Source organism: Pseudomonas sp. AB39(2026) (assembly GCF_059831485.1).
The window spans coordinates 1,534,865-1,557,947 of the sequence record NZ_CP195212.1 but is presented as its reverse complement, the minus strand read 5'-3'; the positions used below and the strand labels follow the sequence as shown (position 1 = coordinate 1,557,947).

The 23,083-nt window shown below is 60.9% G+C and carries 17 protein-coding genes; 15 read left to right on the top strand and 2 right to left on the bottom strand.

Translation table 11 applies throughout. The features are described 5' to 3' along the window. Window positions 1–46: 46 nt before the first annotated feature. From cheR to ACSAMW_RS06745, 14 genes are all read left to right on the top strand, one after another. Entirely contained in the window at window positions 47–874 is an 828-nt protein-coding gene (gene cheR / locus ACSAMW_RS06810) for a protein-glutamate O-methyltransferase CheR (RefSeq protein WP_500593265.1), read from the top strand. A gap of 339 nt (window positions 875–1,213) precedes the next feature. Next, the gene (flgB, locus tag ACSAMW_RS06805; RefSeq protein WP_500593264.1) at window positions 1,214–1,621 is read left to right on the top strand and encodes a flagellar basal body rod protein FlgB; all 408 of its coding nucleotides are present in this window, start codon (window positions 1,214–1,216) and stop codon (window positions 1,619–1,621) included. Between the two features lie 3 nt (window positions 1,622–1,624). Beyond that, window positions 1,625–2,074: a flagellar basal body rod protein FlgC gene (flgC, locus tag ACSAMW_RS06800; protein ID WP_500593263.1), complete on the top strand. Its 450-nt coding sequence runs from the start codon at window positions 1,625–1,627 to the stop codon at window positions 2,072–2,074. Window positions 2,075–2,084: 10 nt separating this feature from the next. Then, window positions 2,085–2,795: a flagellar hook assembly protein FlgD gene (locus ACSAMW_RS06795; protein WP_500593262.1), complete on the top strand. Its 711-nt coding sequence runs from the start codon at window positions 2,085–2,087 to the stop codon at window positions 2,793–2,795. A gap of 29 nt (window positions 2,796–2,824) precedes the next feature. Further along, a complete protein-coding gene (gene flgE / locus ACSAMW_RS06790; protein WP_500593261.1) occupies window positions 2,825–4,123 on the top strand; it encodes a flagellar hook protein FlgE in 1,299 nt (432 codons plus the stop codon). 626 nt (window positions 4,124–4,749) lie between these two features. Beyond that, a complete protein-coding gene (locus tag ACSAMW_RS06785) occupies window positions 4,750–5,487 on the top strand; it encodes a flagellar basal body rod protein FlgF (RefSeq protein WP_168085706.1) in 738 nt (245 codons plus the stop codon). Between the two features lie 80 nt (window positions 5,488–5,567). Then, a complete protein-coding gene (flgG, locus tag ACSAMW_RS06780; RefSeq protein ID WP_168085705.1) occupies window positions 5,568–6,353 on the top strand; it encodes a flagellar basal-body rod protein FlgG in 786 nt (261 codons plus the stop codon). A 64-nt stretch (window positions 6,354–6,417) separates the two neighbouring features. Then, window positions 6,418–7,113, top strand: a complete 696-nt coding sequence (gene flgH / locus ACSAMW_RS06775; protein ID WP_168085704.1) for a flagellar basal body L-ring protein FlgH — start codon at window positions 6,418–6,420, stop codon at window positions 7,111–7,113. A 12-nt stretch (window positions 7,114–7,125) separates the two neighbouring features. Further along, a complete protein-coding gene (locus tag ACSAMW_RS06770; RefSeq protein ID WP_500593989.1) occupies window positions 7,126–8,235 on the top strand; it encodes a flagellar basal body P-ring protein FlgI in 1,110 nt (369 codons plus the stop codon). A gap of 11 nt (window positions 8,236–8,246) precedes the next feature. Continuing rightward, entirely contained in the window at window positions 8,247–9,560 is a 1,314-nt protein-coding gene (flgJ, locus tag ACSAMW_RS06765; RefSeq protein ID WP_500593260.1) for a flagellar assembly peptidoglycan hydrolase FlgJ, read from the top strand. Window positions 9,561–9,570: 10 nt separating this feature from the next. Then, window positions 9,571–11,613: a flagellar hook-associated protein FlgK gene (gene flgK, locus ACSAMW_RS06760; RefSeq protein WP_500593259.1), complete on the top strand. Its 2,043-nt coding sequence runs from the start codon at window positions 9,571–9,573 to the stop codon at window positions 11,611–11,613. 13 nt (window positions 11,614–11,626) lie between these two features. After that, window positions 11,627–13,195 carry a flagellar hook-associated protein 3 gene (locus tag ACSAMW_RS06755; RefSeq protein ID WP_500593258.1) on the top strand — a complete coding sequence of 523 codons (1,569 nt, stop codon included), beginning with the start codon at window positions 11,627–11,629 and terminating at the stop codon, window positions 13,193–13,195. Between the two features lie 220 nt (window positions 13,196–13,415). After that, window positions 13,416–16,988, top strand: a complete 3,573-nt coding sequence (locus tag ACSAMW_RS06750; RefSeq protein WP_500593257.1) for a glycosyltransferase — start codon at window positions 13,416–13,418, stop codon at window positions 16,986–16,988. 51 nt (window positions 16,989–17,039) lie between these two features. Continuing rightward, the gene (locus ACSAMW_RS06745; RefSeq protein ID WP_500593256.1) at window positions 17,040–20,513 is read left to right on the top strand and encodes a glycosyltransferase; all 3,474 of its coding nucleotides are present in this window, start codon (window positions 17,040–17,042) and stop codon (window positions 20,511–20,513) included. A gap of 69 nt (window positions 20,514–20,582) precedes the next feature. Here the strand turns inward: ACSAMW_RS06745 and ACSAMW_RS06740 are convergent, their stop codons facing one another. Beyond that, window positions 20,583–21,809 carry an MFS transporter gene (locus ACSAMW_RS06740; RefSeq protein ID WP_500593255.1) on the bottom strand — a complete coding sequence of 409 codons (1,227 nt, stop codon included), beginning with the start codon at window positions 21,807–21,809 and terminating at the stop codon, window positions 20,583–20,585. A 303-nt stretch (window positions 21,810–22,112) separates the two neighbouring features. Here ACSAMW_RS06740 and ACSAMW_RS06735 point away from each other — a divergent pair, with 303 nt between their 5' ends. After that, a complete protein-coding gene (locus ACSAMW_RS06735; RefSeq protein WP_500593254.1) occupies window positions 22,113–22,337 on the top strand; it encodes a YgdI/YgdR family lipoprotein in 225 nt (74 codons plus the stop codon). A gap of 37 nt (window positions 22,338–22,374) precedes the next feature. Here the strand turns inward: ACSAMW_RS06735 and ACSAMW_RS06730 are convergent, their stop codons facing one another. Continuing rightward, the gene (locus ACSAMW_RS06730; protein ID WP_500593253.1) at window positions 22,375–22,977 is read right to left on the bottom strand and encodes a TetR/AcrR family transcriptional regulator; all 603 of its coding nucleotides are present in this window, start codon (window positions 22,975–22,977) and stop codon (window positions 22,375–22,377) included. Window positions 22,978–23,083: the final 106 nt, after the last annotated feature.

Sequence of the window (23,083 nt, the reverse complement as noted above, 5' to 3'; positions counted from 1 at the left end):
CGGGCTTCGGCACGGTGCAGATTGAACAATTTCAGAGGCGGCGACATTGGCTACGGCAAATTTGGATTTTGAGCAGTTCCGGGGCTTCCTGGAAAAGGCCTGTGGCATTGTGCTGGGCGAGAACAAGCAATACCTGGTGTCCAGCCGCCTCAACAAGCTCATGGAACAGCAAGGTATCAAGACCCTGGGCGAACTGGTGCAACGCATTCAGACTCAACCCAGGGGCGGGCTGCGCGAGCAAGTAGTGGATGCCATGACCACCAACGAGACCTTGTGGTTTCGGGACACCTACCCCTTCGACGTGATGAAGAACAAGGTGCTGCCTGAAATGATCAAGGCCAGCCCTGGCCAGCGCTTGCGTATCTGGTCGGCAGCCTGCTCGTCTGGGCAAGAGCCATATTCGCTGTCGATGACGATCGAGGAGTTCACCCAGGCCAACCCAGGGGCACTCAAAGGCGGCGTGCAGATCACCGCCACTGACCTGTCGCCTTCCATGCTGCTCAATTGCAAAAGCGGCGAGTACGACAGCCTGGCCATCGGTCGCGGCCTGTCCCAGGAGCGCCTGCAACGCTATTTTGACGTGAAACCGGGCAACCGGTGGGCGGTCAAGGCGCCTATTCGCAGCCGCATTGATTTCAGGCCTATCAACTTGCTTGAAAGCTACGTTTCGCTGGGCAAGTTCGATGTGGTGTTCTGCCGCAACGTGTTGATCTACTTCTCGGCCGAAGTGAAGAAGGACATTCTGTCCCGTATCCACAGCACCCTAAAGCCGGGCGGCTACCTGTTCCTGGGTGCCTCCGAGGCCCTTAATGGCCTGCCAGAGAAGTACAAGATGGTCCAATGCAGCCCTGGCATCATCTACCAGGCAATCTGACCCTCCTACATTAGAGGCTCCCTGCCGCGGAGCCTCTATGGGAGCGGGCGCTTTCTGTGAATGCCCCGCCACCCTCATAAGCAAGCTTCCGGCTTCTGCCTTCGGCGGCAAGCGGCCTCACTCTTGGCCGAGCTTTTGCACACCCTTTTCTGCCAAACATTTTTTTCTGGCGCCACTGTTGCGGGTTTGCCGCTTGCCATCGTAAAAAACTAGTCGATTTTCTGACGACAGATTTTTACCTCGGGCCATAGGCCCAGTTAAAACAAGGGCTTACAAACTTGGCACGGCAGTTGCTATATCTCTTGCAGCACACACAGTTTCGTCGCAGAGGTACCGATCATGGGCATCAGTTTCGACAAGGCACTCGGCATACACGAGCAGGCGCTTAACTTCCGCGCCCAGCGTGCCGAAGTATTGGCTAACAACCTGGCCAACGCCGACACCCCTAACTACAAGGCACGGGACGTAGATTTTTCGTCTGTGCTAGCTGCACAGGCGGACAAAGCTCAGCACGGCAGTTTTGGCCTTGAGCGTACCAACAGCATGCACATCGATGCCCAGGGGTTGAGCGACGAAGACGGGACCATGCAATACCGCGTACCCACCCAGCCATCGCTGGACCAGAACACGGTAGACGCACAGATCGAGCAAGCCAACTACGCCAAGAACTCTGTGGATTTCCAGGCCAGCTTCACGCTGCTCAACAACAAATTCCGTGGCCTGGTCACGGCCATCAAGGGGGAGTAACCCATGTCGCTTTCCAGCGTATTCAACATTGCCGGTACCGGCATGAGTGCTCAGACCACTCGCCTCAACACCACCGCCAGCAACATCGCCAACGCCGAAACCGTCTCGTCCAGCATCGACCAGACCTACCGTGCGCGCCATCCCGTGTTTGCCACCGTATTGGCCGACCAGGCCGGCGGCACCAGCGGCAGCAGCTCGCTGTTCGACGACCAGGCCAATGGCGGGCAGGGCGTTCAGGTGTCCGGCATCGTTGAAGACCAGAGCAACCTGGAGCCCCGCTACGAACCGAACAACCCGGCGGCGAACAAGGACGGGTATGTGTACTACCCCAACGTGAACGTTGTTGAAGAAATGGCCGACATGATTTCTGCAAGCCGGTCTTTCCAGACCAATGCCGACATCATGAACACCGCAAAAACCATGATGCAGAAAGTACTGACGCTGGGTCAGTAAGGGAAAAACCATGACGACTACCTCTGACGCCGCCAGCGCTTCGATACTCTCGCAGTACGCAGTTACCGGCACTGACAAGACCAAGGCCGACACGTCCACGACGTCCAAGACCGGCACCCAGACCATGGGCAAGGACACGTTCCTGCAGTTGCTCGTGACCCAGATGAAGAACCAGAACCCGCTGGACCCTCAGGACAACTCTGAATTCGTCGCCCAGTTGGCTCAGTTCAGTAGCGTGGAAGGCATCAACAACCTGAACGATACGGTGTCCGGGCTCGCCACCAACTACACCTCTACCCAGTCACTGCAAGCCTCGGCACTGGTGGGGCATTCGGTACTGGCCCAGAACAGCACGGCCACCGTGAATACCAGCACTGGGATGTCCGGCCAGTTTGACTTGGCGTCGTCTACCACTGACGCCACTGTGAAGGTGTATGACGCCAACGGCAACCTGGTGAAGAACATCGATCTGGGCAGCCAGGCTGCAGGCACCGTCGGTTTCACTTGGGACGGCAAGAGCAACGACGGTACGGCGCTTACGTCTGGCACCTATAAATTTGTCGCCAGTGCCACAGTGGATGGCAAAGAAGTTGCACAGACTACGTACCTGCCGGCAACCGTCACAAGTGTGACGGTCGGCAGTACCTCAGGTGACATGAAACTCAAACTGTCGGACGGCTCCAGCGTATCGCTGGCCAACGTCAAAACCATCGGATCGTAAGCCGGCTTATCGGCACTGGAGTCAGCACTATGTCGTTCAATACCGGCCTTAGCGGTCTCAACGCAGCCAACACCGCCCTCAACGTTACTGGCAACAACATTGCCAACGTGGCTACCACGGGCTTCAAGAAGTCGCGTGCCGAATTCGGTGACGTGTACGCCAACTCGCTGTTCCTTGGCAGCTCCAAGAATGGCGTGGGTTCCGGTGTGACCACGGCTGCAATTTCCCAGCAGTTCACTCAAGGCACCATCAGCAGCACCGGTGCCAGCCTGGACATGGCCATCAACGGCAATGGCTTCTTCGTTGTCAGCGACAACGGCAGCAAGGTCTACACCCGCGCCGGCGCCTTCGGCACCGACAAGGATGGCAACATCGTTGACGCCAGCCAGAACAAGCTGATGGGCTATGGCACCGACTCCAATGGCCAGGTGATTGACGGCGTGCTGACCACCCTCAAGGTAGACACCTCTGCCCTGGCGCCCAAGGCCACCGACACGGTGACCGAGACCATGAACCTGAACTCCAGCAACAGCGTGCCTTCCGTGACGCCGTTCGATGCCAGCGACACCAATAGCTACAACTACACCTTCAGCACAGACATCTACGACAGTCAGGGTAACTCCCACACCATGACTCAGTACTTTGCCAAGGACGACACTAACGCCTGGACCATGTACGCCAATATCGACGGTGTAAACCCATCGAACCCGGCCTCTACTACGCCTATTTCGGCCAAAATGACGTTCAACTCTGATGGCAGCCTGGCAAGTACCACCAGCAGCGACATGACGGTAGATGCTACCGGCAAGTTCACGCTGACCAACTGGGTGCCTGCGGCCAAGAACGCTGCTGGCGTGATGGCGAGCAACGGTTCTGTGGCAGCCACTGGCGGCGTAACGCTGGACATGACCCAGACCTCGTCCTACAACACGACGTCAGCTGTTACAGCCAAATCCCAGGACGGCTACGCCACCGGCAGCCTGTCGTCCCTGTCTATCGACGACAGCGGTAACATTTTCGGTACGTACAGCAATGGCCAGTCCAAGAACATCGGCCAGGTGGCCCTGGCCAACTTCGCTAACGTGCAAGGCCTGACGCCCAACGGTGCTACCGGCTGGCGCGAGTCGTCCGCTTCGGGCGTGCCTATCGTAGGCGCACCGAGCACAGGCACCATGGGCAACCTGACAGCGGGCTCGCTGGAAGACTCCAACGTGGACCTGACCAGCGAACTGGTAAACCTGATCAAGGCGCAAAGCAACTACCAGGCGAACGCCAAGACCATCTCCACCGAAAGCACCATCATGCAGACGATCATTCAAATGACCTGATGCAACGGGGGCGGCGTGCAACACCGCCGCCCCTGGTCTGGAGTTGCCATGAAAACCTGCCTTCACCTGTTCATGATGTTTCTTACCCTAACCAGTGGGCTTGCCGAGGCGGCGCCTGCAGCGTGGTTCACATACCAAAGCTTGGCCACAGGGCAGTTTGTCTGCCTGCAGCACAATCCAGGCGAAGCCTTCCAGCGGTTTGCCGGTCCGTTCCACAACGCCGGGTGCCGACCGTAGGGCGGCATGATAAAGCTCTGCGCGGTTCTTGTTGGACCGGGCACAGCCCGGGAATAGCGTAAACCCGTTCGCAGGCTTCGCCAGCTCCCACACTTTTTGCAGCGCCTGTAGGACCGGGCACAGCCCGGGAATAGCGTCAAACCGGTTCGCCGACTTCGCCAGCTCCAACACATGCGGCGCCGTTTCGCTGTCAGTAAATCTACGTCGCCGGCCTGTTAGCGACAGCAGGCACCGTCGAGATCCCGCCATTTTTATTCCGCCATTATTCTGTCGAACCTCTGAAAGTGCCTGAATAGAGCCTTCTAAGGCTTTTTTTAGAACTTGGCCCGCCTATTGCTATATCTCTGGTACACAGCTACTCAGCGGCCTTTGCCGCCAAGGAGACGACCATGGATAAAATGCTTTACGTCGCCATGTCCGGCGCCAGCCAGAACGCCCTCGCGCAGAAGGCCCACGCTAACAACCTGGCCAACGTGTCCACCAATGGTTTCCAGAAGGACCTGGAGCAAGCCCGCTCCATGCCGGTGTTCGGCGACACCTTGCCTTCGCGCGCCTACGCCATGACCGAGCGCCCGGCCACTGACCTGAGCGGCGGCCCGATGATCGCTACCGGTCGCGACCTGGACGTAGCCATTGGCGGGGAAGGGTGGATTGCCGTGCAAGCCCCAGACGGTTCCGAAGCCTACACCAAGAGTGCCAGCCTGAACGTGGATGCCTTGGGCGTGTTGCGTACCAGCACCGGCATGGCCGTGATGGGCAATGGCGGCCCGATTGCCGTGCCGCCAGAGGAGCAGATCGACGTTGGCCAGGACGGCACCATCAGCATTCGTTCCCTGGGCCAGGCGCCCTCGGTGATGGCCGTGGTTGACCGTATCAAGACCGTGAACCCTAAAGCTGCGGACCTTACCAAAGGCACCGACGGCTTGATCCATACCAAAAGCGGCCAGCCGGCCGACATGGATGGCCAGGTACAGATGACCTCCGGCTTCCTGCAAGGCAGCAACGTGAACGCGGTTGAAGAGATGACCCAGGTGATGGCCCTTTCCAAGCAGTTTGAGATGCACATCAAAATGATGACGACTGCCAAGGAAGACGATGAAGCAATGGCACGGGTCCTGCAAAGCTAGTCGTAACCCACACCTTTCTTGACGCTGCCTTTTTTGACACACCGGCGCAGGCCTAGCCACCGCCCGAAGGAGAACACCCCATGCTTCCAGCACTCTATGTCAGCAAGACCGGCCTGGCTGCCCAGGACACCAACCTGACCACCATCTCCAACAACCTCGCGAACGTGTCCACCACCGGTTTCAAGAAAGACCGCGCCGAGTTCCAGGACCTGCTCTACCAGGTAAAACGCCAGCCGGGTGCCCAGTCCACCCAGGACAGCGAACTGCCGTCAGGCCTGCAGGTAGGTACCGGTGTGCGCATTGTGGGCACCCAGAAAAACTTTACCGCTGGTAGCCTGCAAACCACCGACCAGCCTCTGGACATGGCTGTAAACGGCCGTGGTTTCTTCCAGGTCATGCAGCCCGATGGCACCATTTCCTACACCCGTGACGGTACGTTCCACCTGAACTCGGACGGCCAGATCGTCACCGCCAACGGTTTGGCCTTGCAGCCGGCCATTACGGTGCCTGCCGAAGCCCAGACCTTCACCGTAGGTACTGACGGTACGGTGTCCATCACCACCACTGGCAGCGCCACCGCTCAGGTGATCGGCAACGTACAAACCGCCGACTTCATCAACCCGGCCGGCCTGCAATCCATCGGCGGCAACCTGTACCTGGAAACCGCAGCCAGCGGCGCGCCCAACGTGGGTACCCCAGGTTTGAACGGCTTTGGCACCGTACTGCAGAACACCCTGGAAAACTCCAACGTCAGCACGGTGGAAGAGTTGGTAAACATGATTACCACCCAGCGTGCCTACGAAATGAACTCCAAAGTGATCTCCACCGCAGACCAGATGCTGCAGTACGTCACCCAGAACCTGTAATCGCCGCATTCCTAAACGCTTGCTCAAACGCCTGAAGGATCAGTTACACCGTGAGGTTGGAGTCATGAATCGTCTGTCTGCTGTGTTGTTGTTGGCCGGTGCTGCCGCATTGAGTGGCTGCATGTCACCGCCCCCCAAGGCGAACGACCCGTACTACGCCCCTGTGCTGCCGCGTACGCCGCTGCCAGCCGCGTCCAACAACGGCTCGATCTACCAGGCCGGCTTTGACCAGAACCTGTACACCGACCGCAAGGCGTTCCGGGTGGGCGACATCATCACCATCACCTTGGCTGAGAGAACGTCGGCGAGCAAAAGCGCCAACTCCAAGGTGACCAAGAGCAGCAGCAACAAGATCGGCCTGACCTCGCTGTTTGGCGGGAGCGGCACCACCAACAACCCCTTGGGTGGTGCTGACCTGGGCCTGGATGCCGGCTACAGCGGGGACCGTACCACCAACGGCGACGCCAAGGCGGCCCAGGGTAATAGCCTTACCGGTTCGATCACCGTGACCGTGGCCGATGTGTTGCCCAACGGGATCATTTCGGTCCGTGGCGAGAAGTGGCTCACCCTCAACACCGGGCAGGAACTGGTACGTATTGCTGGCCTGATTCGTGCAGATGACATCGCAACCGACAATACCGTGTCGTCGACCCGTGTGGCCGATGCGCGCATCACCTACTCCGGCACCGGCTCCTTTGCAGAGGCCAGCCAGCCTGGGTGGTTGGATCGGTTCTTCGCCAGCCCGTACTTCCCCTTCTGAGTGTGCATGACCATGTTGAATTTCAAGCAGTTGGTGGCGGCATCCCTGTTGTGCTTGACCGCGCTCGGTGCCCACGCCGAACGCCTCAAGGACATCGCCAGCATTCAGGGCGTACGTAGCAACCAGCTGATCGGCTACGGTTTGGTCGTAGGCCTGAGCGGCAGCGGCGACCAGACCACCCAAACGCCGTTCACCCTGCAGACGTTCAACAACATGCTGGCCCAGTTCGGTATCAAAGTACCTGCCGGCACCAGCTCTGCCCAGCTTAAGAACGTGGCGGCCGTGGCGATCCATGCCGACTTGCCGCCTTTCTCCAAGCCGGGGCAAACCATTGACATCACCGTGTCGTCCATCGGTAACTCCAAGAGCCTGCGCGGTGGCAGCCTACTGATGACGCCCCTTAAGGGGATCGACGGCAACGTGTACGCCATCGCCCAGGGCAACCTGGTCGTGGGTGGTTTTGACGCTGAAGGCAAGGACGGCTCGAAAATCACCGTCAACGTGCCTTCGGCAGGTCGGATTCCTGGCGGCGCAACGGTAGAGCGTTCAGTGCCCAGTGGCTTCGACCAAGGCAATTTCCTGACCCTGAACCTGAATCGGCCGGACTTCACCACCGCCAAGCACATTGTGGACAAGGTCAACGAATTACTTGGCGCGGGAGTTGCAAGTGCAGTGGACGGGGGATCGGTTCGGGTGACCGCGCCGCTTGATCCCAACCAGCGTGTGGACTACCTGTCGATACTGGAAAACCTTGAAGTAGACCCCGGCCAGGCCATGGCCAAGGTCATTATCAACTCTCGCACCGGCACTATCGTGATCGGGCAGAACGTCAAGGTTACGCCAGCGGCAGTGACTCACGGCAGTTTGACAGTGACGATCACCGAAGACCCGATCGTCAGCCAGCCCGGACCGTTGTCCAATGGCCAGACCGCTGTAGTGCCACGCTCGAAGGTGAACGCTGAACAGGAGGCCAAGCCCATGTTCAAGTTCGGCCCCGGAACCACGCTTGATGAGATCGTGCGCGCTGTCAACCAGGTTGGCGCTGCGCCCAGTGACCTGATGGCTATTCTCGAAGCCTTGAAGCAGGCCGGTGCCTTGCAAGCCGACCTGATCGTAATCTGAGGGTAATCAGCATGGACATGCCGTCTGGGGGTGTTTCGTCCGGTAAAGACTCCGGCGCCTATACCGACCTGAACCGGTTGAGTTCGCTCAAGGTGGGCGATCGCGACAGCGACGCCAACCTGCGCAAGGTGGCCCAGGAATTCGAATCGGTATTCGTGGGCCAGATGCTCAAATCCATGCGCTCGGCCAACGATGTGCTGGCCAAAGACAACCCCATGAACACCGAAGCCGTGAAGCAGTACCAGGACATGTATGACCAGCAGTTGTCGGTCAGCCTGTCCCATACGGGCAACGGCATCGGCCTGCAAGACGTGCTTATGCGTCAGCTGTCCAAGACCAAGGATGCCTCCCATACCGGCGCCAACCCCTTCGCCCGCCCGGACAGCAGCACCCACGCCATGGGCGCTGTACGCAACGGCTCTGCCGAAGCCCATTCGGCTGCAGCGTCAGCGCACAACGACATGGCGATGCTTAACCAGCGTCGCCTGGCCTTGCCCAGCAAGTCGGTGGACCGCCTGCTGGCGGGCATCGTGCCGGGCGAGACCGAAGCGACCACGCGCAACACGCTGGTTCGTGGCGACGCGCCCCATGCGAACCTGCTGCACCCGCAGAACCTGAACAACCGTATCAACGTACCCGCCACTGCGCCTAGCAGCATCGCCACGGCAGTGGCCAATGCCAACGCCAGCACGGCGGACAGCCCAGTTGCTTCCGAGACTGCAGGCGCCTACGGCGACTGGACCAAGGATTACGCCACCGCGCCCAAGGCTGCCGACACTGGCACCCGCACGCTGGCACAGGTGCCATTGGCACCGGGCAAGGCGGCGTTCGCCTCCCACGACGACTTTATCAACACCATGTTGCCCATGGCCCAGGAAGCCGCCGCGCGCATTGGCGTGGACCCTAAAGTATTGGTGGCCCAAGCGGCGCTTGAAACCGGTTGGGGTAAATCGGTACTGCGTGACGGCGACGGCAGCAGCTCCCACAACCTGTTCAACATCAAGGCAGGTTCCAGCTGGAAGGGCGATACCACGCGCGCGGTTACCGCCGAATACGAAGGTGGCAAGGTAGTCAAGGAATCGGCGCAGTTCCGCGCCTATGACTCTTTCGCCGACAGCTTCCATGATCTGGTCAATCTGCTGCAGAACAACGATCGCTATCAAGATGTTGTGAAGTCGGCCGATAACCCGGAACAGTTTGTTAAAGAGTTGCAGAAGGCCGGATACGCGACCGACCCGCATTACGCGAGCAAGATCGCCTCCATTGCCAAGCAGCTCCAGGGCTATGAGAACTTCGCGTCAAGCGGCTCATCCACGACTTTGTAAGGCTTGAACCATGGCGAATCTGATCAATATCGGCTTGTCGGGGCTGTCTACCAGCCAGGCGGCACTGACCACCACCAGTAACAACATCTCCAACGTGAACACGGCCGGTTATTCGCGCCAGTCCACGGTGTCCCAGGCGGGCGCGCTGCAAAGCATTGGCGGTGCAGGCTACGTGGGCAGTGGTACCACCCTGGCCGAAGTGCGTCGGATCTACAGCTCCTACCTGCAGAATCAGGTATCAAGCAGTACCGCCCTGGATTCGGAAGCCAGCACCCTGTCTACCAATGCCGCGACCCTGGATTCGCTTTTGTCGGACAAGGCTACCGGCGTGACGTCGGTGCTGTCTGACTTCTTTACCTCGCTGCAGACCGCCGCTGCGGCCCCTAGCGATACGGCGTCGCGCCAGTTGCTGGCTACTGCAGCTTCGACCCTGACCAACCGTTTCAACACCATCGCCACGCAAATGAACACGTCCATGTCTGACGTGAACAGCCAGCTCACGTCCCTGTCGGGGCAGGTGAACACGCTGAGCAAATCCATTGCGGCGCTGAACCAGCAGATCGTGTCTGCCAGCGGCACCGGTAGCCCCACCAGCCTGCTGGATTCCCGGGACGAAGCCGTACGCCAGCTCAACCAGCTTGTAGGCGTGACCGTACAGCAGCGCGACGGTCAGTACGACGTGTACATGGGTACGGGCCAGGCGTTGGTGTCAGGTACGTCGGCCAATACCCTGACCGCTCAACCCACAGTCGCCGACCCCACGGCCTATGGCTTGACCGTGAACTACGCCAGCTACAGCACCGACGTGACCACGGTAGCCAGCGGCGGCCAGATCGGCGGCCTGCTGCGGTATCGCAACGATGTGCTGCAACCGGCCCAGAATGAAATCGGCCGCCTGGCCATAGTGGTCAGCGACGCCGTCAATACCCAGTTGGGGCAGGGCGTGGACGCCAATGGCAACTTCGGCTCCAGCCTGTTCTCCAGCATCAACACCGACACGGCCATTGCCGGCCGTAGCCAGGCGTCGTCCAGGAACAGCGACGGCTCGGGCAACCTGAATGTCACCATTACCGATACCAGCAAGCTCACAGCCTATAACTACGGTGTGAAGTTCTCTGACAGCAACACGTACACCGTGACCCGTTCGGATGGCACCTCCATGGGTAGCCATACGTTGGATGAGGACCCGGCACCTAGTTTCGACGGCTTTACCCTGGCGCTCAAAGGCAATGCCCTGACCAAAGGCGATAGCTTCACGATCACCCCGACGCGTAACGGCGCTGGCCAGATCAGCACCACGTTGACCGACGTATCCAAATTGGCCTTTGCAGCCCCGCTGGCCACCACCAGTGGTTCGGGCAACAGCGGTACCGGTAGCGTGACCCAGCCTACGCTGACCACGCGGCTGGATGTGTACGACAGCACGGGCCTGGCCAAGACCCAGACTGGCTTGCAGAACGGCCTGCCTGTGAAGCTGGTGTTCGACGCCGCAAGCAATGGCAGCCAGGGCTACACGGTGTACAACGCTAGCGGCGTGGGCATCGGCAGCGGCACCATTGTGCCCAACCAGACCAACACGCTGAACGTTGCTGTTCCTTTGCTGGACGACAGTGGCGCCGCCATGCTCGATGCTGACGGCAAAGCCATGACCGCCAGCTTCCAGATGAACATCAGCGGCTCACCGGCTGCCAAGGACAGTTACACCGTTGCTTTCAACAGCAATGGCGCCTCCGACAACCGCAACGCCACCGCCATACTGAACCTGCAGAATGCCAAGACGGTAGGTACCCAGTCGGGTGGCGGAGTGAGCATGACCGGCGCTTACGCCAAGCTGGTTGAAGACGTCGGTGCCAAGGCCGCGCAGGCCAGCAGTGATGCAACGGCAACCGCATCGGTGCTCAAGTCCGCCACCTCCAGCCGGGACTCGGTGGCGGGTGTGAACCTGGACGAAGAAGCCGCGGACCTGGTCAAGTTTCAGCAGTACTACACGGCGTCCTCGCAGATCATCAAGACTGCGCAGGAAGTTTTCTCCACCCTGCTCAACGCCTTGTAAGGGAGCGGACGACATGCGTATTTCCACTGGCCAGTACTTCGCCAACAGCTCTGCCACCTACACCAAGAACTTTGCCGACACGGCCAAGACGCAGAACCAGATCAGTTCCGGCCAACGTATCCAGACGGCTGCGGACGATCCAGTGGGCGCGGCCAAGCTGCTGCAACTTCGCCAGCAGAGCGCGGTGCTGGACCAGTACAAGGGCAACATCACCAGCGCTACCAACTCGCTGTCGTCTGAAGAAAGTGTGCTGGCCAACATTACCACCGCTTTGCAGCGGGCCAACGAACTGGCGATCCAGGGCGGCAACGGTGCCCAGACTGACGACGACCGTGCGTCCATCGCCAGTGAGATCGGCCAGATCAAGGACACCGTCTTTGGCTTGCTCAACACCAAGGATTCCAACGGCCAGTACCTGTTCTCAGGGTCCAAGACTTCCACGCAGCCGTATTCGCTCAACAGCGATGGCAGCTACACCTACCAGGGCGACGAGACCCAGCTCAGCCTTCAGGTGTCTGACAACCTGTCGGTGGCGACCAATGATTCGGGGTTCAGCATCTTCGATCTGGCCACCAATACCAGCCGTACCCAGACCACTCAGGTGTCACCTGCCACCGTGGATGGCAAACTGACGGTATCGGCCGGTCAAATGACCTCGCTGACCAGCTACAACACTCAATTTGCCAAAGGTGAACCCTATTCGCTCACCTTCACCAGCGGTACCCAGTACAAGCTGACGGATGCCAGTGGCAACGACGTCACGGCGCAGTCGGGCGGGAAGGGTACGTACAATTCTGCGAAGGAAGGCGGTGACACCATCAGCCTGTATGGCGTGAACTTCATGGTGAACACCAACGTGGCCAAGACTGAAAGCGCGGACACCGTGCTGGCCGGCCGTACGTTCAGCCTCAAGACAACGCCTGACACCATTACGGCCAACCGCCTGGCGGGTAATACCTCCACGGCGCAGATGACCGCCGGTTCGGTAACGAACGCTGCCACCTACACGGCAGGTTTCCCTACCAACGGTGCGCTGATCAAGTTCACGAGTGCCACTAGCTACCAGGTGTTCGCGCAGCCGGTGACCGATAGCAGCAAGCCCATTACCACCGGCGCCTACGACGGCAGCGGTTCGCTGACCACCGCTGGCGTGACCTTCAACATCAGTGGCACGCCAGCTACCAGCGACCAGTTCACGGTCAGTGCCAATACCCACAGCACCCAGAACGTGCTGGACACGCTGAACCAGCTGCAAGTGGCCCTGAATACGCCAACCGCTAACGACCCGGCAGCGCAACTCAAGCTGCGCAATTCGCTGGAGTCTGCGGTAGGCAACCTGCAATCGGCCACTAACCGTGTGGACGTGACGCGTGGCTCCATTGGTGCGCGGGAAAACGCCCTGCAAATCCAGAGCGATCAGATCACCAGCCTGCACACGGCCAACGCCACCACCCAGTCCCAGATCGGCGATACCGACCTGGCCGAAGCGACCACGCAGTTGACCTTGCAGCAGACCATGTTGCAGGCCGCCCAACTGTCCTTCGCCAAGATCTCGCAGCTGAACCTGTTCGACCGGTTGTAACCTTCGCTGCGCTGTGGCCCTGTTGGTGTGGGGCCTAATGCGCGTTACCGAGCCGCCAGTATCGCCCTGTGTTTCAACAGGCGTGGTCTGGCGGCTTTCTTATGGGGGCGGTTTTTCCGTCACCTAACCGGCACCACTTTTGCAACAAGCGACCAATGGCATCGATGCCGTCATTTTTCTGGCCGCGCGCAGTTTTCAGTGGCCATCAGGCGAGTTCCTCATGAAATCGACACCCCTGGTCACCATCGCCATCCTGGTCAGCAGTGCGACCCATTTCTACCGTGCCCTTCATAGCGCCCTTGGGCAAAACTACCCTGCGCTGGAAATCATTGTCAGTGACAGCTCGGGCGACCCTGAAGTGGCTCGCCTGGTAGAAGAGGCCAAAGGCCGTACCACCGTCCCTTTGCGCGTGCAGGTTCATGCTACGAAGCTGGCCTACCCGGCGAACGTGGAATGGGCGTTGGGCAAGGCGAAGGGCACCTATGTCAAGTTTCTGCATGGGGACGATTGGCTGTTGCCGTCATTGGTGGCGCGCCAGGCCCAGGTACTGCAGGCCTACCCGGAGGCCGGAATCTGCGCGGCCTTGCGCTGGTTCGCAGACCCGGATGGGGTAATGTTGCCGATCCGGGTGGAAAACCAATCCCTGCTGGCGGGCGATGCCTTGCTTAAAGGCGGGGACCTGCTGTCGTTTTTCCAGGACTGGTCCCTCAATTTCATTGGCAGCCTTAGCACAACACTGCTGCGGCGAGAGTACCTCAAGCGTGTAGTCCCCATGCTCGCGAGTCCCGACAGCGAGCTGATAGTGGCGTTCGACCTGGCGTTGTATATCAGTATTCTGCGCCACGGCCACCTGGCGGTCATCAACCAGCAGCTGTGCGCCGAGCGCCTGGAGCCCGCCCGGTACCGCGGCCTGGACGTGGAGAAACGCCAGGTGCTGGAGCATGCCGTGATTGCCCAGCTCATCAGCCAGCTGGGCGGAGAGCGTTCGCCATGGCCAGGGTCTGTACGCATTGCGGACCTGGCCCTGCCGCCTGTTCCCGAGGCTAAGCGCCCGTATGCCGAGCTACCCATGATGCGCCTGTTGCAGGTGCAGAAGATGACCCAGGCCGAACACATTGGTGCCAATGCCACCAGCTTTGCCCACATGTACCAGGAGTGGCTGGCCCAACGAACGTTTTCGGAGGCGGGTCAGGCACTGGTCGAGGAGCGAGTGAACGGCTGGGCCCACAAGCCGCAGATCCTGCCGGTGATCCTGGCGCGTGAAGGCGACACCGGGGTGCAGGCGACCCTGGACAGCCTGGCGGCCCAGCGCTATGGGGCGTGCGGGTGCCTGGTATTGTCCAGCACACAGCAAGCTTTGGAGATGCAGGGCGAGCACCTGTTCGCGCCCTTGCACCAGGATTGGCCGGTACAGCTGAACGAATTGCTGGTGCAGCTGGAGGGTTTTGACTGGTTCTACCTGCTGGAAGCCGGTGACACCCTTGTGCCCCATGCATTGCTGCTGCTGGCTGAGCGCATCGTTACCCGCGAGGCCATTCAGGCCTGCTACACCGACGAAGACCGCCTCGACCGTGCCACGCCAGAGCCTGTGTTCAAACCCGACTTCAACCTGGACCTGCTGCGCGCCTACCCTTACGTAGGCCGGGCTGTGGCCTTTTCCCGACAGGGGTTTGCCGAGGTGGGTGGGCTGGACCCTTCAGCTGGGGAAACGGCTGCCGCGGACCTGGCCTTGCGCATGGCCGAACACTTTGGCTTGGCCGCCGTGCACCACATTCCCGAAGTGCTGCTGCATGCCCAACTGCCTTATGCCGGCTGGTTGAGCGAGAGCAGCGTAGTGCAAGGCCATACGGCCATGGTGGCCAACCACCTGGCCCGGCTGGGCCAGGCCTACGAATGGCGACCTGCCGAAGTGGGCGGCTTTCTGCGCGTGAACTACCTGCATGAGCAGCGGCCGCTGGTCTCGATCCTGCTGTTGAGCCTGGATAACCCCACGCAATTGCAAACCTGCCTGGACAGCCTGCTGGCCAAGACCCATTACAGCCATTACGAAATTCTGATTGGCACCACGGCCAACGAGTCTGCCAGCAGCCGGGCCTGGTTGCAGGCCTTGGTCGACATCGGTCAAGGGCGCATTCGCGTACTGGAGCACGCGGCGGGTGGTGTGAAAGGTGAACGCTTCAATGCCCTGGCCGAGCACGCGAGAGGGGAGTACGTGCTACTGCTGAGCGCGGACTGCCAGGCCCTTGAGGACCGCTGGTTGGGCGAGATGCTGGCCATTGCACAGCGACCGGAAATTGGCGTGACCGGGGCCAAGCTGGTGGGCGCGGATGGTCGAGTGGAGCACGCCGGGCTGATACTCGGCATGCGTGGCATCGCCGGCTCGCCCTTTGTTGGCGAGTCCGCCACGGCCCGCGGCTACCTGCAACGCCTGGTGGTGCCACAGAACTTCAGTGCCGTGAGCCTGAACTGCATGATGGTTCGCCGCAGCCTGTTCGACAGCCTGGGTGGCCTGGCCACCGGCCTGTTTGGCGAGCACTGTGCCGACGTGGATTTCTGCCTGCGTGCGGCGGATGCCGGTTCGCTGGTGGCTTGGACCCCTGAGGCTATAGTGGGCTATCGCGCCTCGTTGGAGAACATCCCTCAGCTACGCCCTGGCTACGAAGACGCTGCCGTCCAGGCTTGCCAACGCTGGCTGCCGCGCCTGCTGGCAGACCCCGCCTACAACCCCAACCAGACACTTAACAGCGTCAGCTATGGGCTGGATGCAGGTGTACAGGGGGCCTGGCAACCATTCGAGCAGCGCTTGCGGCCCCACCTTCTGGGGCTGTCCATCAACCCCGGTGCGGTGGGCCATTACCGCCTGATCAAGCCGTTCCAGGAGCTGGAGCGGGCGCAGCTGGTAACAGGCCTGATCTACCATGGCGCGCCCTCCGTGACGGAAATAGGCCGGTTCAAACCTGACGCCGTGATTTTCCAGGGCCGCTTCAGCGCCCGTGCCATAGAAGGTATCACTACCTTCAAGCAGTTCTCCTCGGCGTACCGCGTGTTCGAGATCGACGACTACCTGCTGGATGTGCCGGGCGCCAACGAACACAAACGCTTTGTGGCCAAGGAAATCAAGGACTCGCTACGCCGCGGCATCGGGATGTGCGACCGGCTCGTGGTCTCGACCCAGACCCTGGCCGAGGTGATGGGCGATATGAGCCAGGATATTCGGGTGGTTCCTAACATGTTACCGCCCGAGCGCTGGGCTCACCTGCAAGGTCGCCACCGCGCTGGCAAGAAACCGCGTGTAGGCTGGGGCGGCGGTACCAGCCATACCGGGGACCTGCTGCTGATCAAGGACGTGGTCAAGGCCCTGGCCACTGAAGTGGATTGGGTGTTCTTCGGCATGTGCCCGGACGAGCTGCGGCCCTACATTCACGAATACCACCCGCCTGTGCCGTTGGAACTGTACCCGGCCAAGCTTGCCAGCCTGGACTTCGACTTGGCCGTCGCGCCCCTTGAGCAGCATATTTTCAATGACTGCAAGAGCAACCTGCGCCTGCTGGAGTACGGGGCGTGCGGGTTCCCGGTGGTGTGCACCGAAACCCGCAGTTACCGCGGCAGCCTGCCGGTGACGTTGGTGAGCAGCAACACCACCGAAGAATGGATTGCCGCCATTCGTTCACACCTGGCCGACCCGGTTGCCAGCGCCGCCCAAGGGCTGGCCCTGCGAGCGGCCATTCACCAAAACTTCATGCTGCATGGGCCAGCGCTTCACCGCTGGCTGGAGGCCTGGACGGGCCAGTAGGGCACGCCAGGCTTTTGGTTGTTTCCATTATCCGGATTTGCAGGAGCTCCCATGGGACCGTCGCCACTGGTCAGCATTGTCATACCCGCCTACAAGGCCGCGTTTTTTGAGGCGGCCCTCCAGAGTGCCTTGGCCCAGGACTACCCGGCGATCGAAATCGTGATCGGTGACGACTGCCCAACTACCGCCATCCAGGACATTGTCGAGCGCCTGCGGCCCTCTAGCCCCTGGCCCATTCATTACCAGCGCAACGAGGTTCAGCTGGGCGAAGCGATGAACGTCACCCAGGGGGTGGCGCGGGCACAGGGCACCTACATCAAGTTCCTGTATGACGATGACCTGCTGGAGCCCATCTGCGTGCGCCGGCAAGTGGAGACCTTCGAGGCCTGCACGGGCCTGGCGCTGGTGACTGCCCGGCGCCGGCTGGTCGATGAAGCGGGCGATGCCTTGCCAGATACCTACGCCACTCGGTTTCCGTTCCTGGAAAGCACCCGTATCAGCGGGCCGGAAATGACCTCGTTTCTGGGCGAGTACCCGTGGAACATCATTGGCGAGCCTTCTGCCCTGATGTGTCGCCGGGCCGATCTGTTGGCCTTTGGTAACGGTATTTTCAGCCTGGACGGCCAGCACATTGACTGGCTGGGCGACCTGGCGATCTACGTTAAGCTGTTGCGCCAGGGCGACCTCGCCATGCTGGACGAAACCCTGTCGGCCTTTCGCGTGTCCAGGCATCAGTTCAGCCAGGGTGGGCGAGACGATCATTCCGGCCCCAAGGCCTTCCATGCGTTGTTCCGCCAACTGATCAAGCAGTTGGGCTGGGTGCGTGCGCAGCCAGATAACGCGCGTGTACTCATCGCGCCGCTGGCCACCAGCCAGGCGGGCCTGGGCACAGAAGCCGAACTCCGCGACCTGAGTGCCTGGTTGCATGAAGTATTGCCCGGTTTCGCCCAGCCCGACTTCAAGCGCTGGCTAGGGGCGCGGCGATTGGGGCCATTGCGCCAAGCCAGGATAGACACCCACGTGGTTGCCCAGGGGGGTGGCCCTGCGGTACTGCTGGTGGTCAAGGACTTGGATAACGATGAGCAGGGTGTGTTGCGCACGTTGCACAGCCTGGATCGCCAGGCGCCTTTACTGGCCAATACCACGGTGGTGGTAGTGTCCAGCCGTCCCCAGATGGGCACCGGGCAGGTCGAGGAGCGGCTGTACTGGGTCAGCAGCGATAGCGGCCAGTTCACCCGCCACCTCAACCAGTTGATCTCGGAAACAGCGTTCGACTGGCTCTTCATGCTAGAGGCCGGTACCCACCTGAATGCCGATGCCCTGAGCGTTACCCTGCTGGAGCTGATGAACAAGCCGGCCTGCCCGGCCATTTTCTGTGATCAAACCTACACCGACGGGGTAGGCGGGCAGTGGCCACTGCTGCGAGGAAATTTCAACCTGGACCAGTTGTTGAGCATGCCCCTGGCCATGGGCAGGCACTGGTTTTTCCAGCGTGACGCGCTGCTGGGCATGGATGGTTTTGACGATACCCTGCCAGGCGCCATCGAGCTGGACATGATCCTGCGGCTGATCGAGGCTGGGCAACTGGGCTTCGGCCATATCAGCGAACCCTTGGTGACCTGCCAGGCAAAAACCCTGGCGCGCTGTGAAGACGAGCGCCTGGCGCTGCTGCACCATGTGCAACGCCGTGGCTACGACCAGGCCCGCGTTACCGAAAGCACGCCGCGCCACTACTTGATTGACTACAGTGCTGCCACGCCTACGGTGACCGTACTGGTGGCCGCACAAGGCAGCCTTGAACACCTTAAGCGGTGCGTGGCCACTGTGCTGATGTTGACCCGCTACCCCAGCTTCCAGCTGATGCTGGTGGAAACCGAACACACCGATGCCTCCGTGCAGCTGTGGATGAGCGCCGTTGCACAGGAATCCGAAGGCAAGGTGCTGGCCATGCGCAGCGTGGCGCCGTTAGGGCTGAACATCGCGCTTAATGGCGCGGTGGAGGCCACTGACACCGATTACATTGTCTTCCTGGATGCCGCCTGCGTGGTGGCCGACGAGCAATGGCTGGCGCTGCTGATTGACCAGGCTATGCGCCCGGAGGTGGGTGCCGTGGGCGCGCGTCGAGTGGAGCGTGGGGAGCGCTTGCAGGACGCCGGTGTACGCCTGGGCCTGGAAGGGCCCGCCGATACCGCGCTGCTCACCCGCCAGGACGGGCCGGTCGACTATGTGCAGGTTCAGCGTAACGTGACCGTGCTGTCGCGCACCTGCCTGGCCATGTCACGCGCCATCTTCCGGCAGGTGGGCGGTTTCGATGAAACGCGCTTTGTCCACCGCTGGGCCGATGCAGACCTGTGCTTGAAGGTGCATTGGGCCGGCTACCTGAATGTGTGGACGCCGCGCGCCTGGGTGGCATTGACCGAGCCGGTGCGCCAGCCCCAGGGTGACACGCCTGCAGATGAGCAGGCTATGTACGCGCACTGGGGCGCGTCACTGGGCCGCGACCCCAGCGTGAGCTACCTGCATGCATTGCGCGGCACTGGTTTTGAGTTCGACCTGGACCCTCAGATCACCTGGCGCCCCATGGCCTTCGCTGGCCTGCCCGTGGTGATCGGCGTGGGGCAGAGCGGCAAGGCGGACCCACGTATCGGCCAGCCCCTGGAAGCCTTGCGTGCGGCAGGCCTGCTTGAAGGCGGGCTGGTGCCGGATGCGCTGGGCGTGAGCGAATGGTTGCGCCTGGTGCCGGGTTCGGTGGTGCTGCCGGTGGTGCCGGGCAATGACTTCGGCCTGGATGCTGCACAATCGCAGCTTGCGCCTTGCCGTATCGGCGACCTGGCGGCGGCAGAAGACCACTGGCTGGAACCGGTAGCCCTGCAAGCGACCTTGGCCGGGTTTGACAAGGTGCTAGTGGCAACGCCCAGCCAGGCTGCCCGTGTGGCCGGTGCCCACCCCCATATCGAGGTGCTGCCCAGCCGGCTCGATGCCACTGGCTGGCGTGACCTGCCGTGTACCAAACCCGAAGGCGGCCCGCTGCGGGTCGGCCTGTTGTGCGATGACCCTCACGGGCTGGATGTGCCGCTGGTGGCCCAGGTGCTGGAGCGCTTTGCAGGCCAGGTGACATGGGTGGTCTACGGTCAATTGCCCGAGGCCTGGCGCCCCTGGGTAAGCGCCTTCCAGCCTGCGGTCGCGCCACATCGCTATCCTGCCGTGTTGGCAGGGTTAGGCTTGCATGCTGCGCTGGTTGCCGTGGCAGACCGGTTCAGTACGTTGGCGACCGCCGAGCAGCAGGTGATGGCCCATGGCGCCTGCGCCACGGCGGTCATTGCTAGCCGCCCCAGTGAGTGGCCTGCGGTGATCGTGGACCACAGCGTGGACGGCTTCAGCCAGGCGCTGCAGGCGTGGTTAAACGATGCGTCCCAATGCCAGGCTGTTGCCCAACAGCTCCATGCACAGGTGCTGGCACACGGGCTGCTGGACGGGGCACAGGCCGCGCAGTGGGTGGCGGCATGGAATGGGGTGGCGGTGTAAGGGCCCGAACCTGAGCGGCAGGGCGAGCGGCAGGGCAGACGGCGCCTTGCCGCTCCATTACCGTGTCGCTTAAGCCTGCTGGAGCATCCCGCTATTGCTGACCTTGCGCCCTAGCACAAGCACGGTGGCAAAGCCGCAACCCACCAGCGCCGTGGCCAGGCTGAAGAGCACCGGGCTGCCTAGCTGGTCTACGATCTGCCCGCCAAAAAACGAGCCCAGTGCAATGATTACTTGAAACATGGCCACAAACAGCGGCATGCCACGCTCCACATCCTTGGGCGCCACCACAAACATCCAGATGCTGGCGCACGCGGGGAAGGCGCCAAAGGCGAAGCCCCAGAAGGCAATCAGGCAGGCGGCACCGGTGAGGCTGGTGGCGAGCAGGGGGAACAGCGCGGTGCTGGTACCGATCATCAACGCTACCAGCAGCAAGGTGTGGCGCACGCTGCGATTGGCGGCAAAGCCTGCGAACACGTTGCCTGCCACGCCGGCGATGCCGTAGAGCAGCAGCATGGAGCTTATGGTTGAGCCATCGAACCCGGCACTGTGCTTGAAGAAGGGTGCCACGTAGGTATACGCGGAGAAGTGCGCAAGGCCTATCAGCAGTACCGCAATCAGGCCAACGCGCGAAAGCGGGTTGATAAACAAGGCCGGAAGGTCGCTGACCCGAATGGCTTTCTCTGGGTTGAGCTGTGGCAATAGGAACAGTTGTGCCAGCAGCACAGGCAGGCCCAGTACGGCTGTGACCATAAAGGTAGTGCGCCAGCCCATCAGCCCACTGAGCCAGGTGCCTGCGGGGACCCCTAGAACGGTGGCCAGGGTAACGCCGACCATGATGATCGAGGTCGCCTGAGCCACGCCTACCCCCTTGGGTGCCAGCCGGCCACTGAGCGCAATGGCCGTTGCCCAGAACCCGCCAATGCTGATACCCAATAGCACGCGGCCGCACAACAGCAGGTTGAAATCGCTGGCATAGGCCACCAGCAGGTTGGCGATCACCATCAGCAGTGTCAGGCCGATAAGCAAGTAGCGGCGGTCCAGTGCACCGATCCCTACCGACAGCAAAGGAGCTGCAAGGGCGGCCGATATACCAGGCAGGGTCACCATCAGGCCCGCATGCCCTGCACTGATGCCCAGGTCGCTGGCCACATCGTTGAGCACGCCCACTGGAAGGAATTCGCTGGTGACCAACGCAAAAGCGCCCACGGCGACGGACAGAATGGCCATCCACTGCTGTTTAACGCTGTGTTGGTCAGGTTCGGGAAGGCCGTTGGGGGCCTGGCTGGCGCTTGGCATGGTGCAGGGTTCCAACTGAAAAGAGGGCGCCTGTGCAGGCGAGAGGGGCGATCACAAACGAGGGGCGCGATTATAAGAGGCGTGCAGGGCTACCCAGCAGGTGTCCCATTCGATAGTTATCATCAGTGCAATCGATGCGTTGCTTTAAACAGCACGCTTTAGCGGTGGCCCTGGCCTCACCACCTTGCAGGCAAAAAAAGCAGACTATATCCTCTAGAAAATGCCGCAAGCGTGTGCCTGTGCATCGGCGTGCAATGCAGGCGTGCTTCTCCAGAGCCGTTATCTTTGATCAAGGACTTTTCAATGAAGCTCGATACACTGGCGTTGGCCGCTGCCTTTTCTGCCTGTGCACTGCTGGCGGGTTGCTCTACCCCTACGGTGGTTACGCTGCAGAATGGTACCCAGTACCTCACCCAGGACGTGCCCCGCACCAAGACCGCCGATGGTTTTTATGAGTTTGACGATGTGTCGGGCAAACACGTGAAAGTGCGGGCCGATGATGTCGCTACGATCAAGGAAGAAGACTGAGCCCGCTGTACGTGCTGCTGACCGCAGCGCAAGCCACCTAGGCAGTAATCTGCCCCAAGTAGGCCGCCAACGCGACTTTGGCTTCCTGAAGCAGGCGTGGGTTTGGCTTTAGATTGAAGGCTTCGATCAAGCCTGTGGGCAGTTTGTAAAGTACTTCAGCATGGAAGGCCACATTGTCTTCATTCATGGTGGGGTAACGCAGGCGCAATACTTTTTCATACAGCTGCGTGATGCTCCCTGCGATGCCGTCTTCCGAGAACTCGGCACGGCAGGGAAAGTGTTTGGCAACGATATAAACGTCACGGTGCTGCGAGATATAGTCGAAGAGCGCTCCCATGAGCGTTTCTATGGCAACGGTGGGCGTGTAATGCTGCCAGGCGCAGTCCTCTATGGATTGCAGGCTCGACAGCACTGTACCAATACGATCGATGTGGCGCTGCGCCAATGCTTCCAGCATCGCCTCGCGGCCTTCGAAAAAATGGTAAAGCGAGCCAATGGAGGCTCCGGCCGCGTGTGCTACGGCTTGCATCGTGACCTGAATATCGCCGGTGTGGGAGATGAGGCTGGAATAGGCGTCTAGGATGGAGGTATAGCGCTCGAAGCCGCGCTGTTGGGTAGGGGTACGATTTTCTGGTTTCACAAGGGTCCATTGGGCCTGGGCAGGCCCTCGATAACGCGTTGGGGCAACATAGCGCAAATCCACCCTTGAGCAAAGCAAAGTACCGTATGAGAGGGTCACACCATTG